Origin of the sequence: Allobacillus saliphilus, assembly GCF_018138385.1 — a bacterium.
Taxonomy (GTDB): domain Bacteria; phylum Bacillota; class Bacilli; order Bacillales; family Alkalibacillaceae; genus Allobacillus; species Allobacillus saliphilus.
Map to the genome: position 1 here is coordinate 21,550 of NZ_JAGSIE010000002.1, position 16,793 is coordinate 38,342.

13 protein-coding genes are annotated in these 16,793 nt (G+C 39.3%); 12 read left to right on the forward strand and 1 reads right to left on the reverse strand.

From position 1 onward, the window contains the following. Positions 1–10 precede the first annotated feature (10 nt). The 3 genes from KC820_RS00175 to KC820_RS00185 all read left to right on the forward strand — a co-directional run bounded on the left by KC820_RS00175 (position 11) and on the right by KC820_RS00185 (position 3,396). Positions 11–403 (forward strand): hypothetical protein, encoded by a 393-nt coding sequence (locus KC820_RS00175; RefSeq protein WP_212366993.1) that lies wholly within the window; start codon positions 11–13, stop codon positions 401–403. A 32-nt stretch (positions 404–435) separates the two neighbouring features. After that, the gene (locus KC820_RS00180; protein ID WP_212367044.1) at positions 436–1,602 is read left to right on the forward strand and encodes a nucleotide sugar dehydrogenase; all 1,167 of its coding nucleotides are present in this window, start codon (positions 436–438) and stop codon (positions 1,600–1,602) included. A gap of 78 nt (positions 1,603–1,680) precedes the next feature. Further along, on the forward strand, positions 1,681–3,396 hold the full coding sequence (locus tag KC820_RS00185) for a phospho-sugar mutase (RefSeq protein WP_212366994.1): 1,716 nt from the start codon (positions 1,681–1,683) through the stop codon (positions 3,394–3,396). Positions 3,397–3,435: 39 nt separating this feature from the next. Here the strand turns inward: KC820_RS00185 and KC820_RS00190 are convergent, their stop codons facing one another. After that, the gene (locus KC820_RS00190; protein ID WP_212366995.1) at positions 3,436–4,881 is read right to left on the reverse strand and encodes a S1C family serine protease; all 1,446 of its coding nucleotides are present in this window, start codon (positions 4,879–4,881) and stop codon (positions 3,436–3,438) included. 152 nt (positions 4,882–5,033) lie between these two features. Between KC820_RS00190 and KC820_RS00195 the strand changes: the two genes are divergently transcribed. The 9 genes from KC820_RS00195 (at position 5,034) to KC820_RS00235 (ending at position 16,532) form a co-directional block, all read left to right on the forward strand. Continuing rightward, the gene (locus tag KC820_RS00195) at positions 5,034–6,170 is read left to right on the forward strand and encodes an NERD domain-containing protein (RefSeq protein WP_212366996.1); all 1,137 of its coding nucleotides are present in this window, start codon (positions 5,034–5,036) and stop codon (positions 6,168–6,170) included. Positions 6,171–6,658: 488 nt separating this feature from the next. Continuing rightward, positions 6,659–6,805, forward strand: a complete 147-nt coding sequence (locus KC820_RS00200) for a hypothetical protein (RefSeq protein WP_212366998.1) — start codon at positions 6,659–6,661, stop codon at positions 6,803–6,805. Positions 6,806–7,000: 195 nt separating this feature from the next. Then, on the forward strand, positions 7,001–7,885 hold the full coding sequence (locus KC820_RS00205; protein WP_212367000.1) for a sensor histidine kinase: 885 nt from the start codon (positions 7,001–7,003) through the stop codon (positions 7,883–7,885). A 359-nt stretch (positions 7,886–8,244) separates the two neighbouring features. Beyond that, complete coding sequence (locus KC820_RS00210) at positions 8,245–11,211, forward strand: SpaA isopeptide-forming pilin-related protein (protein WP_212367007.1); 2,967 nt, start codon at positions 8,245–8,247, stop codon at positions 11,209–11,211. A 13-nt stretch (positions 11,212–11,224) separates the two neighbouring features. Next, positions 11,225–12,808 (forward strand): SpaA isopeptide-forming pilin-related protein, encoded by a 1,584-nt coding sequence (locus KC820_RS00215; protein ID WP_212367011.1) that lies wholly within the window; start codon positions 11,225–11,227, stop codon positions 12,806–12,808. Between the two features lie 76 nt (positions 12,809–12,884). Continuing rightward, positions 12,885–13,733 (forward strand): class C sortase, encoded by an 849-nt coding sequence (locus KC820_RS00220; RefSeq protein ID WP_212367012.1) that lies wholly within the window; start codon positions 12,885–12,887, stop codon positions 13,731–13,733. Then, positions 13,730–14,452, forward strand: a complete 723-nt coding sequence (locus KC820_RS00225; RefSeq protein ID WP_212367013.1) for a class C sortase — start codon at positions 13,730–13,732, stop codon at positions 14,450–14,452. Before KC820_RS00220 ends, KC820_RS00225 begins: the two co-directional genes overlap by 4 nt. A gap of 32 nt (positions 14,453–14,484) precedes the next feature. Next, positions 14,485–15,177, forward strand: a complete 693-nt coding sequence (locus KC820_RS00230) for a response regulator transcription factor (protein WP_336510999.1) — start codon at positions 14,485–14,487, stop codon at positions 15,175–15,177. Between the two features lie 371 nt (positions 15,178–15,548). Then, positions 15,549–16,532: a nuclease-related domain-containing protein gene (locus tag KC820_RS00235; protein WP_212367015.1), complete on the forward strand. Its 984-nt coding sequence runs from the start codon at positions 15,549–15,551 to the stop codon at positions 16,530–16,532. Positions 16,533–16,793: the final 261 nt, after the last annotated feature.

A 16,793-nucleotide genomic window follows, 5' to 3' on the forward strand; every position in this document is an offset into this window, starting at 1 on the left:
GGGGGAAATAATGGAGACTAAGATACTTAAAGGTCTTTTTATAATTCTTGTTTTAGTTGGTTTAGGATTAGTGGGCTATGGTATAGTAATGTCGGATGTCAAGGATAAAGCGTTAATTATTACAATCGGGATTTTTGTTGTGTCGGTCTCATACTCAGGGTATTCATCAATCAGACAAACAGAAGAACTAAAAAAGAATCAAGAAAGACTTTCTAAGATTGAGCAATACATCGAAAAACATAGAGACTCTTTAGATGATTTAAAAGACCTGTTACAGCAACAAGAATTAAAGAACGAAATATTTCTGTTGAAAAATGAATTAGAATTGTTAGAGAAGAAGTTAGAGTTCAAAATGGGAAACAGCATAATGAATTTAATCAGAATTATAGGTAGAAAACATTAATTCTCAAGGAAATGGGAGTGAAAAAAGAAAATATGAAAATCACAGTAGCTGGGACAGGTTATGTAGGCCTATCCAACGCTATCCTTCTAGCCCAACACAACGAAGTCACTGCAATCGACATCCTTCAAGAAAAAGTCGATTTAATTAACAATAAAAAATCACCAATTGTCGATCCAGAAATCGAGGAATTTCTAGCAACAAAGGACCTTAATATACAGGCAACAACTGATGAACAGGAAGCCTATCAAGATGCAGAGTTCGTTATTATTTCAACACCAACCAACTATGACCCTGAAAAAGACTACTTCGATACGTCGACAGTCGAATCGGTCATTGAACGGGTGTTAGAGATTAATCCGGATGCTGTCATGGTGATTAAATCAACCATCCCGGTTGGATATACGGGATTGGTTAGAGAAAAATTTAAAACGAATAACATTATTTTCTCGCCGGAGTTTTTACGTGAAGGTAAGGCACTATACGATAACTTATATCCTTCCCGTATTATTGTCGGTGAACAATCCGAGCGAGCAGAAGCGTTTGCGAATCTTTTAGCTGAGGGAGCAATTAAGCAGGACATTCCTAAGTTGTTTACTCACTCAACAGAAGCTGAGGCGATTAAACTTTTTGCCAATACGTACCTTGCGATGCGTGTGTCTTTCTTCAATGAGCTGGATACGTATGCGGAAGTGAATGGCTTGGATAGTCAGCAGATCATTCAGGGAATTAGCTATGATCCGCGGATTGGTGATCATTATAATAATCCTTCCTTTGGCTATGGTGGCTATTGCTTGCCGAAGGATACGAAGCAGCTGTTGGCGAATTATAAAGACATTCCGAATAACATGGTTTCGGCCATTGTTGCATCAAATGATACGCGTAAAGATCATATTGCCAATCAAATTTTAAAACGGAACCCGAATAAGGTAGGAATTTATCGTCTAACGATGAAGACAGGTTCAGATAACTTTAGACAATCAGCGATTCAAGGTGTGATTGAGCGCTTGCAGAATCAAAATGTTGAGGTTATTATCTATGAACCGACATTGGAAGAGGATCAGTTTAACGGTATGCGAGTGATAGGTAGCTTTGACTCATTTAAAGATGAATCCGATGTGATTGTTGCGAACCGGTTGGAAGATGAATTGAAGGATGTTTCGGATAAAGTGTATACACGAGATGTGTTTCAGAGAGATTAATAAATTATAAGCCCGCCGAGTTGGTGGGCTTTTATTGGATAAGCGATCGAGGAAATACAAAACAAAATGGTGATAAACATGAACTGGAAACAAATAGCTGAAAGTTGGCTTGCGTTTGACCAACTAGATGAAGAATTAAGAACAGAATTAGAACAGATAAAACACGATGATCAAGCTATGCAGGATGCGTTTTACGAGCCGCTCAAGTTTGGAACGGGTGGTATTCGTGGCGTATTGGGTGCGGGGATTAACCGCATGAATATCTACACGGTTCGCAAAGCGGCAAAAGGATTGGCGCTTTATTTGGAGCGTTACGGATCAGACTTTAAAAAGCATGGTGTCGTGGTGGCTTACGATTCTCGCTATAAATCGAAGGAGTTTGCGATTGAGACGGCACGTGTGCTTGGGGTGCATGGGATCAAAACCTATGTATTCACCTCTCTTCGGCCAACGCCTGAGCTTTCGTTTGCAGTCCGTCATTTAGGTACGGCTGCAGGAGTGATGATTACAGCTAGCCACAACCCACCGGAATACAACGGCTATAAAGTTTATAACGAAACGGGTGGACAGTTACCACCTGAGCAAGCAGATTTAATGATTGAAAAAGTAAACGGAATCGAAAATGAACTAACGATTGAAGTAATGGATCAAGAAGCATTGGAAGAGCAAGGTCTTTTGCAATGGATCGACGAAGACGTAGACAAAGCTTACTTATCCGAGCTAAAATCGATTACTCTTAATGCGGATGTGATTTCGAAGCAAGCGGACGAGTTAAATATCGTCTTCACACCACTGCACGGAACAGCAGGCAAGCTTGTCACACAGGGATTAAAACAGTTGGGCTTTAATCAAGTTCACTTAGTCGAGGAACAAATGATTGCAGATCCGGAGTTTTCCACTGTCGAATCTCCAAACCCAGAGGAGCATCAAGCTTTTGAATATGCAATTGGGTTAGGTGAAAAGGTTGATGCAGATATTCTCGTTGCGACGGATCCAGATGCTGATCGGTTGGGAGTAGCGGCAAAAAACGCAGCTGGAAACTATCAAGTGCTGTCAGGGAATCAGTTAGGCGCATTGATGCTCGACTATATCCTTGCCAATACGAAAGAGATCCCTTCCAACGGCATGATGATTAAAACAATTGTGACGTCTGAACTTGGACGAGCAGTGGCGGAACACTACGGCATTCAGTCGATGGATGTATTGACAGGATTCAAATTTATTAGTGAAAAAATTGAGGAGTTTCAACAAACGAGTACCCATACGTTTATGTTCGGTTACGAAGAAAGTTACGGTTATTTAATCAACGACTTTTCACGCGATAAAGACGCCGTTCAATCGACAATGATGGCTTGTGAAATGGCGGCCTTTTATAACGAAAAAGGCATGACGCTATTTGACGCGCTTGAAACATTATATGAACAACATGGCTATTACATCGAAGACCTGCATTCAGTGAAAATGGAAGGCATTGATGGCGCAAAAGAAATTGCTCGATTGATGGATCGATTTCGGGAGAATCCAGTGAATACAGCCGGCGATTTGAACGCCGAGATTGTTGAAGATTATACAACTGGCAGACGTACGTATTTGGCTGACGGTCGTGAGGAAGAGATCGAACTACCAAGTGCGAACGTCTTAAAAGTGAAAATGAGCGATGATTGCTGGTATTGCCTCCGCCCATCTGGAACAGAGCCAAAGATGAAATTTTACTTTGGTGTGAAGGGTGAGACGAGGGAGGAAGCTGATCGTCGATTGGAGCAGTTGAAGAAAGCGATTTTAGAAAATATGTAATTAATAAAGCGAAGAGACGATCGTCTCTTCGCTTTATTTTCATTCCAATACTTCCCCCGACCCAGTCAATATGGTTAATAGACCGTCTTCAATCCCTACTTCATAACTCACTCGATATCTTGAATATGTTAATTCATTATCAGTTTCTTCGGCTGTAATAATAGCCTCTACAGTTACTGTTTCTGTATCCCTGTCATTAATGTAAATATCATCAATATACACATGAATCGTATTGGTATATCCTTTGCTAAATTCCGAATAGGATAATTCGCTTTTCCAATCTTCTCCAAGAAACTCATATGCATAACGATAATCATAACTATTAATAGAATCATAAAAAGTACTAATAACATTAATAGCTTCAAACTCAGATACTAGATAACCAGGTTCGTTATTTTCTTCATACTCTTGTTCATCACTTGCTTGGTTTTCAAAAGGTTGTGGGTTCTCCGTCCATTGTTCTACGTGTTCAATGAATTGTTCAACTGGAATGCTATATCCTTCCTTATATTTCAGATCTGCTGCAGTATTGATTCCAATTACTTTACCAGTCTCGCCATTTAACAAAGGCCCTCCACTACTTCCTTCAGCAATCTGAGTAGATGTCGAGATCATGTTGTTCATCTCGATACCGTTTATCAACTCAAGGTCCACTCCTAAATCTAGGATCTCTCCCCAGGTGCCAATATTTCTTAACCCTCTTGGATTACCAAGCGCTATCACTTCATCTCCAATTTTAGGCAATTCAGTGGTCTCGATATCTAAATAGGATTTTCCTTGTAAATCATCTACCCTGATGACAGCCACGTCTAAAAGTGAATCACTTCCTATAACAGTACCTTGAAATTCGTCTCCATTTTCAAACTGTATGTACGGGTTTCCATCCACTTCAACAACGTGAGCGTTTGTTAAAATATCTCCATTGGAATTAAACATGAATCCAGTACCGACTCGATCATAACTTTGAATCCAAACGACATGTTTTTTTGCATGATCAATAATGTTTTTATAATCAGTAGTAGGCTCATCGATTGTTTGTTCACTAGTGTCATTTTCGACTTCAGTTGAAGCGTCGATTTCTGTCTGAACTGAAGCAACATCTTCATCTAATGCGTTTTTCGTAGCAGAATATTCATTAATATAATTCGACACCGAAGGATAGGTAAGTACAAGAATAACTGAAACAATTAACCAACCAAGCGGGAACGGGTTAGAATTTTTCCTAATATATTGATGTGAAATAACTACTTGTGCGACATACCAAAAAAGGGAATAACCTAAAATCACTTCATCGCTGACTTGAAAAAATGGTTGCAAAATGAAGAGCGAGGCTAAAGAAGTCATGATAAAGCTAGTGAAATAAGTAAAAGAAACGGACTTAAACACTTTTACCAGGATGAGATGTAGCAAATAAAACACAGCACCTGTGATTAGTCCTAATAGAATTAAGTTAACGAATAAATTTAGCGTATCGTTATGTAACATCGTTGTGCCTCCACATTCTCAAATCGAATGGGTAGTTTTAAAACCCATATTAATTAAAATATTACCATATAATCCCTCGTGAACAGTGGGAAAAGTAATACAAAATTGAATTAAATGCTATAATTTAGTTAATAATGAATTGGGTGGTCTATATGGGGATATTTATAGGAAAAAACAAATTAGAAAAATCACTTAGAGAAACTAGCGACGCAAAACTCAAAAAGGGTCTGGAGGGTGAAATTTCAGTTGGTAACCTTTTAGCTGAACATCTACCCAATAATACATATATCATTGCTCAACCTGATACTGGTGAATATCAACCAGATTTTTTAGTAATCTCACCTTTATTTGGTCTTCGTTTAGTTGAGGTAAAACATTATAGTATCCGCTATATTAATGATGTAAAATCCCACGGTCAAATTAAAACGAATTATAATACTCTGTCCAATCCTTTGGGTCAAGTGAAGAAACATCGTGACGTTTTTAATAATTTTTTATCCTCCAATATGAATTCATTGTATGGGGTTGACCCTTATAGAATGATTAGTTACTGTGTCGTTCATTATGGCTTTACTCAAACTCAATTTAATTATAAATTCAATAGACAAATTAACGAATGGCAACCTCAACAGAGGAATGAGTTTTTTAAGTATCATATTTTTAAAGATCAGTTGAATGAAAACTTACAAACTCATTTGATGTATGCATCCAAATATAATCAAACAGCTAGTTCTTTAAACCAGTCGCAAATACAAGAAATTTTAAACCTTGTTCAGATACTAGATCAAGAGAAAATTAAAGAGGAGATTCAAAAAGATATTGAGGATGAATATGATTCTCTTAAAATAGAGCCAGATAGAACAAGTGAGTCTGTGGCGGAGTATAACTATAGATTACCGCAATCACAAGTTGGAAAATCTGGAATTATAACTAAAATCATAGTTGCTAGTTTATTCATTGGGATGACTGTTATTTTTGTCGCATTTGAACAAGGCATATTAGACGATTTTCAAAATAAAAGCTCAGCAAATATTGACAGCGAATCATTCAGTGATTATGAAAACGAACACTTGACTGTAGTTGCAACAGTTGTTGATTTTAGCTATGATTCGACCAGTGGAACTAAATTTTTAACAGTTTCAAATGGAAATGAGTCAATTGAGGCAGTTATATTTTCAGATACAAAGGTACCTTACTTGGAGGTTGGAAATATATATACATTTAGAGGTTTTGTTCAGGAAGCTTATGATGGAGATGGGTTGGAATTGGTGATTGACGGAGTGGAGTAAGAAGTAAGTAATGTACTGAAAAATAATAACAAACGCAAGTGGAACAATTCTCGAGAAGTATAGTATAACTAAGTAAATTAGCAATATAAAATATTAATTTAAGGCTGTTATCAATTTGAGAAAGGCTTTTTCATTGAAAATGTTTAATTCCAAAGTTACCAATAATCTAAAGTCCCTCAAAATTAGTTGATTATTTCCAATTCATTGTATATAATTAACCATAAATTAACTTTTAGGAAAAACATCCCAATATAAGTTTGCTTAGTAATCGAATAGACATACTAAACGTCGCAGCCAATATCCAGTAACTCACGTAGTACTTGGTATTGGCTTTTTTGTGTTATTAATTGTAGATCTATTAAGGGTGGGTAATACCTTAATCATGAAGCGTGGATTTGTTTAATTGTGACAAGCAAAACCAGGCGATCTAGTGGATTAAGATATTGAGTATGTAACGCAATATAAGTATTAACACTGAAGGCCCACGCATGAATGTTGAAGGATTGCAGATTAATATTGAAGGCCCGCGGATGAATGTTGAAGGAATACAAATTAACATTGAAGCAATGCGAATGAACACTGAAGAACCACATATTACCACTGAAGGATCTCGAATGAACACTGAAGCTTCGTGAATTAACCCTGAAGAAACGCGGATTAACACTGAAGAACAACAAATGAACACTGAAGATCCGCAAATTACCACTGAAGAACCACAAATCATTACTAAACGGTATTCTATCAATACAACTAGAGTGGTCTGGTATTATTGCTCGATGCATAAAATGGGCTGGTTCGAAACTAATTGTATTGCGAAAGGATGTTGTTGCGTGAAAAACGAATCGCTTTCCAATAATGATAAGAGATCTGTGACTGATCCAATAGTTGAATTGGGTGCTAATGATGAAAAGCTAATCGAGGAAAATCGTCAACTAACTTCGATGGTTCATGAGCTGCAATCAAGACTTGAAGCTCAACGTACATACCGTGCGATGTTGGCGCATGAGATTGGTACACCGCTCACGTTAATTCAAGGGTATCTGCAGATGATCAAAGATGGGGCGATTCATCCAACGAATCATCCGTATCATGAGCTAGCTCTTGAGAAAGTGAGAAATTTAAGCCGGCTGGTTGGGGAGCTGCAGGAATTATCGGTCATTGAAAAACAAGAGGCGGTTGTTCGGCTGGAACGCATGAATGTGGCTGATTGGCTAAGGCGGATCGAGCGGTTAGGTTCGTTTATGGTTGAGCAGTCGGGGCGGGTTTTTCACTGGAAAGTATTCGGACGGCCGCACAATAACCGAGATGTTTATATGGATTTCTTTCGGATGGATCAAGTGTTTCAGAATCTATTGTTCAATGCGATTAAGTTTACCGATGAACAAGACGGGTGCATTGAATTTCATGTCTACTGGAAAAGTTCGGAGCAGATCAAACTAGTCGTGAAAGATAATGGCGTGGGAATAGCAGCTGAAGATTTACCCTATGTTTTTAAGCGATATTACCGAGGAACGGAAGGGTCTAGCGGCTCTACGGCTCATGGAGTAGGTCTTGGGTTGGCTATCGTTGAAGAAATTGTGAGAGCGCATGATGGAATTATTGCTGTTCAAAGTCATGAAGGTAAAGGTAGTTCATTCATCCTTAAAGTGCCATTAAAGGGACATTCAGACCTAGTAACCGGTCTAGGTAACAACGACTATATTAAAAAGAGATAATTGTCGAACGTTTTTGGAATGAATAAAGATAAAATTTCATATCATTACATGAACCGTTTATAAGTTCGTAAATGGTTTTTTATTTTGCCATTTTGTTCGAATCAGTACTTCATTCTATTGATTGCTTAGCTAAATGATTGGTTTTCGACATAATTATACTAATTATTCGAAATATTTTTTCTTATCTTAACCTCGATTTAACCTTCGCATCTTAGGATGAATATAGTGCTTTTATCACGGTTGTCTAAAAAGGAGGTTGCGCTCTTCAAATAATCCACATCGTTCATTCTCTTCTATTGTTTTTTCACCGAACGACCAAAACATAAAACATCAACAATTTAGTGAAAGGAGGAAAAGAGATGCGCTATATTAAAGGAATTTCGATTATGACGATCGTCGTGCTTATTTTTCATATCTTTGGCTTGAATGCTGGTTTGTTGGCGACTTCAGAGCAATCAACTTCAAACGAAGTGTCTGTTGAATATGTTACTCATTCGGACGAGGATATTGAATGGAACCTAGTCGTTGACGTCACCAGTGAGTCTGAGGATGACGAAGTGAACGTTGCGATTGAATTTTCATCAGGATTAAGTCATGGATCAATCGACGGTACAAATTCAATTGATGTTGAAGAAACGGCAAATGGCTATCTGTTGAAGTCATCTAAATCGATTCAAGAAGAGTTCAAGCTTACAACCGTTAGAACAGATGACCTCGTTGATTCGTATCAACTAAAAGCGGTTGCTTCGTTTGACGGCCAGCAGATTGAAGACTTTGACGAGAAGTCGCTACCGATGCCAGTTTTGACTCAATTAAATCAAACAGAATCGAACGAGCAAGCTGATGAGTCATCTTCTGAAATGACTTCTGATGAAGAGGATGCAGAAGAGCAAGTTGAATCCTCGGCAGATGACGAGGCTGAGACGGAAGAAGATACGGGTTCATCCGAGGAAGAATCGCATGCAGAGGATGGAGACGAGAAATCTGATGAAGAAGTGAATTCGGAAGATGAGTCATTGGAAGAGGGTTCTGCTGACGAAGAAGTTCATGATGAAAGTGAGCTAGAAGAATCTGAGGATGGCTCAACTGAAGAAGAAATCGAAGAAGATGTTGAAAAACAAGAAGAGTTAAATGAGCAGCCATCCGAAACGGATCAGGAAGAAGATGCTTTGTCAGCTGAAGACGATGAGTCGAAAAAAGATGAAGCGGAAGATGAACTTCTAAAGAAGAAAAAGAATGAAAAGAGAGGAAAAAATCACCCTGCCTTCAGATCGACGAGTGTTCCAAATGCGTTGTCTGGACAATCGATGGGGGATGAGTGGCCTGAGCCTGGTTCATTGAAGCTATCGAAGGAAGCGAGCGACACAGGCACTTATGCCGAATGGGAAATTGATTTATCTGTAGAAGGTAAAAATTTACGGAATAGCTCTGATATCGTTATCGTGTTTGACCGCTCTGGAAGTATGGCAGGTGGGCGATTAGCACAGGCGAAAGTAGCAGCAAAAGAGTTCGTGGATGAGCTATTAATTGCTGGTTCAACGACTCGAATAGCATTGGTAGAGTTTAGTACGCAAGGAACACTTTCAAAAGACTTTACGGACTACTCAGGAAAGCAGCAATTGAAAAATAAAATCAACGGAATTTCTGCAGGTGGAGGAACAAATATTCAAGCAGGTTTGCATCAAGCGAAATTGCTATTGCAGGCGAGCAGTGCTGATAAAAAGACCGTTGTGTTACTGAGTGATGGGGAGCCAACATATAGTTTTAAAGCGAATTCGGCATCGAGTTACTCTTGGCCAGGTCAGAAATATAACTTTATTTTATCAAACTTTGATTATACCAGTCAGCTAGGATCAGGAAGTTCATATGACTTAGAAAGTTGTTGGTTTTTTGGATGCTATCCAACAGATTATAGCGTAGACGGCTACACAGTAAGCACAAACGGTGTCCCAACAATTTCTGAAGCGGCTCATTTAATGAACAGCGGAATCGACATGTATTCCATTGGTTTGTCTGTCGGAAACAATAATGATGCTAATTACGTCCTGCAAAACAGCCAAAACAAAGGTTATTTCTCAGGAGGTACGGATGACTTATCGCCGATTTTTAGTGAGATAGCGGCACAACTAGCTTTCGCAGCTACAAACGCGGTGGTCACTGATCCACTGGGCGATATGTTTGATTTAGCTGAAACGGGAGCCTATCAAGGAAATCATTACGTCGTTTCCCACGGTAGTATCAACTGGGATTCTTCGACTGAGACATTCACGTGGAATATCGGAAATATTAAAGAAAATGAAACATATACTTTGACGTATCGTGTGAAAATCGACTGGAGCAAAAACCCTGAAGGCAACGTGGATTATCTGACAAATGGTGTGACACCGTTGGATTATACCGATCCGACTGGCTCGCAAAGTCAGAAGTTATTCCAAGTACCCGAAGTTTCGATTGATGCAGGTATGATTGACGTTTACGGTTATCGCGTCAATGTGAATGGTGATCCAATCGACGCCAATGGAAATGTTGTCGCAAAGCATCAAGCTGAGTTGTTTTACTATGATATTCACGGTATGAATTTACCATTTGGTCAAATTCAAAACGTCGTACCGGATACTGTTAGTGATTATACACTCCTTGTAGGTGATAACCCGACTGCAATCACTCCGACTCCAAACGAACCCTATCATTCAGTTTGGTTTGGCTATGTGAAAACTTCTGAAATGATTGCGGGAGACGTGACGGTACGCCATGTTGACGAGAATGGTCAAGAATTAATGCCTGATGAAGTGCTTTCCGGTTTAATTGGTGAAACGTACTCATCTAGTGAAGCACAAATTGAGGGGTATGAATTCAGTCATATGGATGGATCAAGTGCTCCTGCATCTGGTGAATTTATGGCTGATGAACAAACGGTCATCTATGTGTATACGAAAAAACTCGGCAGTATAACGATCACGAAAGTGGATGAGTCAGGTGAACCACTTGCAGGGGCGGTATTTGAACTTTCCGGTCCGAACGGATTTTCCGCAACAGGAACTTCGGATGAAAACGGCTTAATTGTTTTTGATGAATTAGATTGGGCTGAATACACTCTATCCGAAACGAAAGCACCAGAAGGTTATCGACTGCTTGAAGGTGAACGAACCATCTCCATTTCAAGTGATCAACTGCACGTAAATGAAACAATCGAAAACACGTTACAAGACTGGGAGATTCCGAAAACAGGAGGAATTGGAACAATAGGATTTTACGGTGTCGGAGCAATCCTCATGGCAACCGCGTTGTTCCTTTTGTGGAGAAGACGAAAAGAAAACAATGAATAGGGGAGGAATTTGAATGAAAAAATTAGCCACAACGTTAATCGCTTTGTTAATTTTTAGTTTGTTATTGCCTTTGAGCGTTGCGGGTGTAGAAAACCCGTACTCACCTTCGTATGGTTCGTTGTTTATTCATAAATATGAACAAGAACCTGGAGCAGCACAAGGGGATGCTGATGGACGAGATTTAACCGAACCAGTTGATGGCATACCACTCGAAGGTGTGACGTATCAAATTATCCAGACGCACGAATACAACAAAGAATTTGATACTTGGACAGAAGTTACAGATGGATTTACGTCGACGAAAGTGACTGGTCCGGATGGAATAACAGGTTGGATGGAGATTCCACTAGGTAGATATAAAGTTCAAGAAATTGACGGACCAGACCACGTCAATTTAAACACCCAAGAATTTTTCGTAGATATTCCAATGACTGTTCAAGACGGAAGCGAATCATTCTACCACGTAAATATTTATCCGAAAAACGAAACAATCCGAAATGACGTTGAGTTGACGAAGAAGGATGGTAGTAATAATCTCTTGGGACTTCCAGGTGTTATATTTGAGCTTTATGGTGATGATGATGAGTTGTTTGAAGGTACGGAAACTTTCACAACAGACCAAGATGGGAAAATACTCATAAAAAACTTACCTTATGGTAATTATTATTTCAAAGAGACACAGACACTTGATGGTTACGTGCTTGGCGACCAGCGAATCGAATTTTCTGTAGAAGATAGTGATTCAGAAATCAAGGTAGAAGCGGTAAACTATCGTGAGCCAGACATTAAAAAAGACGTTAATGTTGATGCCAGCAACCGTGGAGAAGAAGTCACGTACTCAATTACGATTGATGTACCAGGCGACATGTTTGAGTATACGAACTTTACAGTAACCGATGTTCTAGATGATGACTTAAGCTATGTCGACGGTAGCTGGAGTGTCACTGGTGTAGATAGTACAGCGTTCACGTTTGGTCAAAACGGTCAAACGTTGACGTGGGATGTTTACGACTTTTCGGCATTCCAATCGGTTAACCAGGTGGTTATCGAGTTTGATGTTTTGATTTCAGAAGAGGCAACAGCGAATGATCCAATTTCAAACGAAGCATCTGTGAACTACACGAACAAACACGATCAATCTGGTGATAAAACGACTGATCCGGTAGAAATTTTGCCGACTGCAGGTACGTTACTTGTCATTAAACAAGATGGAGATAATCAAGCATTACTTCAAGGTGCTGAATTTAAAGTCGTTAACACGGACACAGAAGAAGTATTTACCGGCACAACAGATGAAAACGGTGAAATTGATTTCGGTGAACTCGACTACGGCGATTATGAGTTAATCGAAACAAAAGCTCCGATGTACGATGACGATGGTGTTATGAAGCCTTACAACAAATTAAACAATCCAATCAGCTTCACAGTTAATGCGGATAATAGCGATCATATCATCGCAGTAGATAACTTCAAATCCGGATGGGAATTACCGAAAACGGGTGGAATTGGTACATCACTCTTCACACTCATTGGTGCATTACTGATGGGGACGGCGTTCGTATTGTATATCCGTCACCGCAGAAATGAAACGGCTTAAATTTTGATGGGAAGTTAAGAAGGGGACGATTCGTCTCCTTCTTACCCTTCATCTTGATAGGGGAAAGGTGAGTGGTATGTTACGAAAAATTATCGTGGCAGCGGTATTTGTCGTCGGACTTAGCATCTTTTTTTATCCAATTGTTAGTGATTGGTTTAATACACAGGAGCATCACTCATCGATTACCAAGCATAATGAAGCGTGGAAAAACATGTCCGATAAGAAAAAAGAACAGGAAAGACAGAAGGCTGAAGAGTATAATGCGGCGCTCCAAAATCAGCCCGTATCGATTGAAGATCCGTTTGCTGAAGAAGTAAGTGGCGAAGTTGAAGAAAATCAGCATTATTTGAATGTGTTAGATATTGGGGAGGCGATGGGAAGTATTGAAATTCCCTCGATTGATGTACGCATCCCGATTTATCATGGCGTGAGTGAGGATGTGTTAAGTCAAGGAATTGGCCATATGCCGAATTCGTCCTTGCCAGTTGGTGGGAAAGGCAATCATGCGGCATTAACAGGACATCGTGGGTTACCCAGTTCGAAGCTTTTTAGGAATTTAGATGAAATAAAAGTAAAAGATAGGTTTCAAATCCATACTTTAGGGGAAACGTTAACGTATGAAGTGGATGATATCCAAATTGTCCTGCCGACAGAAACGAGTTGGCTCGAATTCAATCCTACCGAAGACCTCGTTACGTTGATTACTTGTGAACCGTACATGATCAACACACACCGCCTTCTTGTACGAGGTAAACGTATCCCTACTGAAGAAACAAAAGAAGCAGCTGCACTTGTCACTCCAGACGGACCGATGATCGAAGCAGAGAAACCAATGTATCTACTATGGATCGCTTTGTTAATTTTATTGATGTCGATACTAACGTATTGGTATATTCGACGTCGAAAAAGGTGGAAAAGACGATGAACAAGAAAAAAGGATTCATTGTCATCCTGTTCGCGGTTGGAGTAATTGTCGTTATCTATCCTCACGTTGCACAATTCATTAATAATCAAATTCAACATACCTATGTAGATCATTTTCATGCTGAAGCGGAAACCATTCCAGCAACGCTCAAACTGGAGAAAATAAAAGAAGCACGTGAATGCAATACAGCGATTTTTCGCAATGACGATGGGCTTAGTGATCCGTTTACAGAAGGATATAATCCACTTGAGAACACGAAATGCAGTCAGGTGTTAAAGGAGGGAAGCTTAACCGCTGACACTAAAGGAAACACGACCAACATTGATACATTCGCAACGCTTGAAATCCCAAAACTTGGCTTACATATTCCGATTCTTCTAGGAGCGAGTGATTACGCATTATCTCAAGGAATCGGCCAAGTCGAAGGCTCATCTTTACCTGTTGGTGGACCGAATACACATACCGTACTGGCAGGCCACCGCGGGATGGGCACAAAGGAAATGTTTCGAAACTTAGACGAGCTGCAACCTGGAGATGTTTTTTATATTCATACGCTGGATGAACGACTAGTCTATAAAGTTGAAGGATCTGCTGTTATTTTGCCTCATGAAACAGACTCTTTACGAGTGAAGGAAGGAAAAGATTTAGCTACGTTGTTAACTTGTCATCCATACCGTTCCAATACTCACCGGTTAGTCGTCTATGGTGTTAGACGATAATAAAGGAGGAGAAGACGATCGGAAAACATAAGGTGTTGATTGTTGAAGATGACCGTGATATCCGTGAGATGACCGCACTTTATTTGAAGCAGAAAGGCTTTACTGTTTTTACTGCTGAAAACGGTGATAAAGCGCTGGAAATCATTTCGCACACCATCCCGCAACTCATCTTATTGGATATTGAAATGCCTGGTCGAGATGGTTTCGAAGTTTGTCAGGAAATTCGTAAGCAATTAATTGTCCCGATTATTTTTATTAGCGTACGCAAACAAATGGTTGATAAGCTCACCAGTTTTGAACTTGGCGCAGATGACTATTTGACAAAGCCATTTGACTTCGACGAATTAGAAGCAAGAATTCGGGCAAATATTAGACGCTACCATGTCAACCTTGCGAAAGGTGCAAAACGATTAAAATACGGCGACCTGGAGATTCATATCGACAATAAATTATGCTATTTGAATGGTGAACTAATTCCGCTGACAGCGAAAGAAATGAAACTACTCATTCAGCTAGCTCAATACCCAAAACGGATCTGGAGCCATGATCAACTCTATGACGACATATGGAGCATGGACGCCACTGGAAACATCCAAACTGTCAAAGTTCATATACGAAACTTACGGAAAAAACTCGAAAAGTCGAACGACGTCAAATACATCCACACCATCAGAGGCTTTGGCTATTCCTTTTCAATGGAAAAGAACGATCGTGCGAGTAGGTAGGCACTGACTTAGGTTGGTGCCTTTTTTGTGGGTTTCGGGCTGATGTTGAAGTGTAACGACTAAACGCTGAAAGATTAGGGTTAATGTTGAAGGATTGCAAATTAATGTTGAAGAAGCTTGAATTAATGTTGAAGGATTGCAAATTAATGTTGAAGAAATCTGAATTAACACTGAAGTTGTGCGCATCTACACTGAAGCCATGCAAATCAACACTGAAGAAATACGTATTAACCCTGAAGCTTGAACACAGCCTATCAACCTACTTGTCATTTAACTAGAATTAGCTATACTTAAAAGTACAATAAAATAAAAGGAGCGATTGAATCTTGTCTACACGAAAGTTAACCCTCTATCCCTCTCCCCACATTCTCATGTTGCTAGCTTTGCATCATCGATTACCTGCTCATCATGAGCGCTATCCACAAATTCAGAAAAAGGTAAGCAATGAACTCGCTGGTTTCCACGGTGAAAAGCGACTGCTTTATCCACTTAGCAAATTTCCATCCTATTGCAAAATCTTGCCCAATGTCCGCCTCAATCTTCATTCGAATCATTTTCAAATGGATTTCATTTTAATCTCCTCTAAATTTATACTTATTCTCGAATCCAAATATTATAGTGATGACTTATTATTTGATGATACGGTGCATCAAGTGATCCAGACAAAAGGCGACGAATTTAAAGTCTTTGAAGACCCCGTTTTGCAAGCCGAAGAGCAAGCGTTTCAATTATCGAACTGGCTAGAACAATATGACATAAGCAAACTGCCAGTAGAATACTATGTCGTGATGACCAACTCCAACACGAGATTACGAATCGAATCCACAAATACTCATCACTCTTCTCGCGTCATATCCCTTCAACGACTGCCTTCATTATTTCGAGAACTATCCAATCAACACGACAACCACCTCACCGTCAAGCAGATCAACCATCTTTCCAATCAAATTAAACGCCACAACGCTCCTTATCTACCAGACATCCTCAAAAAAAATCGAATCCAACCAAGCGAACTTAACCATGGAATTTTCTGCATAAATTGTGGAAACCTTGGCATGAAGATGATCAGACGTCGATGGCAGTGTACACGATGCAACTACCGTGACGCCTTAGCCCATGAAAATGCACTCAAAGACTATTATTTATTATATGGAAATGAAATAACGAACAGAGCATTTCGGAAATTTACTGGGCTAGAATCAAATAGTACATCCCGAGAAATGTTAAAGAGAGCTGCTGTTAGTTATGGAGATAAGTACTTAAGAAATTATCGACTAACATACAACTTTCAAAGTGAAGATTTCGATTACTTGTTTCAATTGAATAAGGTGATGAAAGAGAGGCTTAGAGTTTAATAAATTCAATTAATGTTGAAGACTAGAGTATTAATGTTGAAGCTCAGCAAATAAGTGTTGAAGTTTAGCAAATTAATGTTGAAGCTCAACGAATAAGTGTTGAAGCCTCAAAAATTAATGGAGAAGGTCGGTAGATTAATGTTGAAGTTTCTCATATCAACACCGAACAAGGACGGATAAATCCTAAAGCATCGAAAAAATAGAGTTGTTATATTAATCTCACCCATAAATGCTACAATAAACATAGAATAGACTACTCAA

Excerpts from the sequence above, each read along its gene's own strand:
- KC820_RS00175 (WP_212366993.1), top strand. The coding sequence starts at position 11 with ATGGAGACTAAGATACTTAAAGGTCTTTTTATAATTCTTGTTTTAGTT.
- KC820_RS00180 (WP_212367044.1), top strand. The coding sequence starts at position 436 with ATGAAAATCACAGTAGCTGGGACAGGTTATGTAGGCCTATCCAACGCT.
- KC820_RS00185 (WP_212366994.1), top strand. The coding sequence starts at position 1,681 with ATGAACTGGAAACAAATAGCTGAAAGTTGGCTTGCGTTTGACCAACTA.
- KC820_RS00190 (WP_212366995.1), bottom strand. The coding sequence starts at position 4,881 with ATGTTACATAACGATACGCTAAATTTATTCGTTAACTTAATTCTATTA.
- KC820_RS00195 (WP_212366996.1), top strand. The coding sequence starts at position 5,034 with ATGGGGATATTTATAGGAAAAAACAAATTAGAAAAATCACTTAGAGAA.
- KC820_RS00200 (WP_212366998.1), top strand. The coding sequence starts at position 6,659 with ATGAATGTTGAAGGATTGCAGATTAATATTGAAGGCCCGCGGATGAAT.
- KC820_RS00210 (WP_212367007.1), top strand. The coding sequence starts at position 8,245 with ATGCGCTATATTAAAGGAATTTCGATTATGACGATCGTCGTGCTTATT.
- KC820_RS00215 (WP_212367011.1), top strand. The coding sequence starts at position 11,225 with ATGAAAAAATTAGCCACAACGTTAATCGCTTTGTTAATTTTTAGTTTG.
- KC820_RS00220 (WP_212367012.1), top strand. The coding sequence starts at position 12,885 with ATGTTACGAAAAATTATCGTGGCAGCGGTATTTGTCGTCGGACTTAGC.
- KC820_RS00225 (WP_212367013.1), top strand. The coding sequence starts at position 13,730 with ATGAACAAGAAAAAAGGATTCATTGTCATCCTGTTCGCGGTTGGAGTA.
- KC820_RS00235 (WP_212367015.1), top strand. The coding sequence starts at position 15,549 with ATGTTGCTAGCTTTGCATCATCGATTACCTGCTCATCATGAGCGCTAT.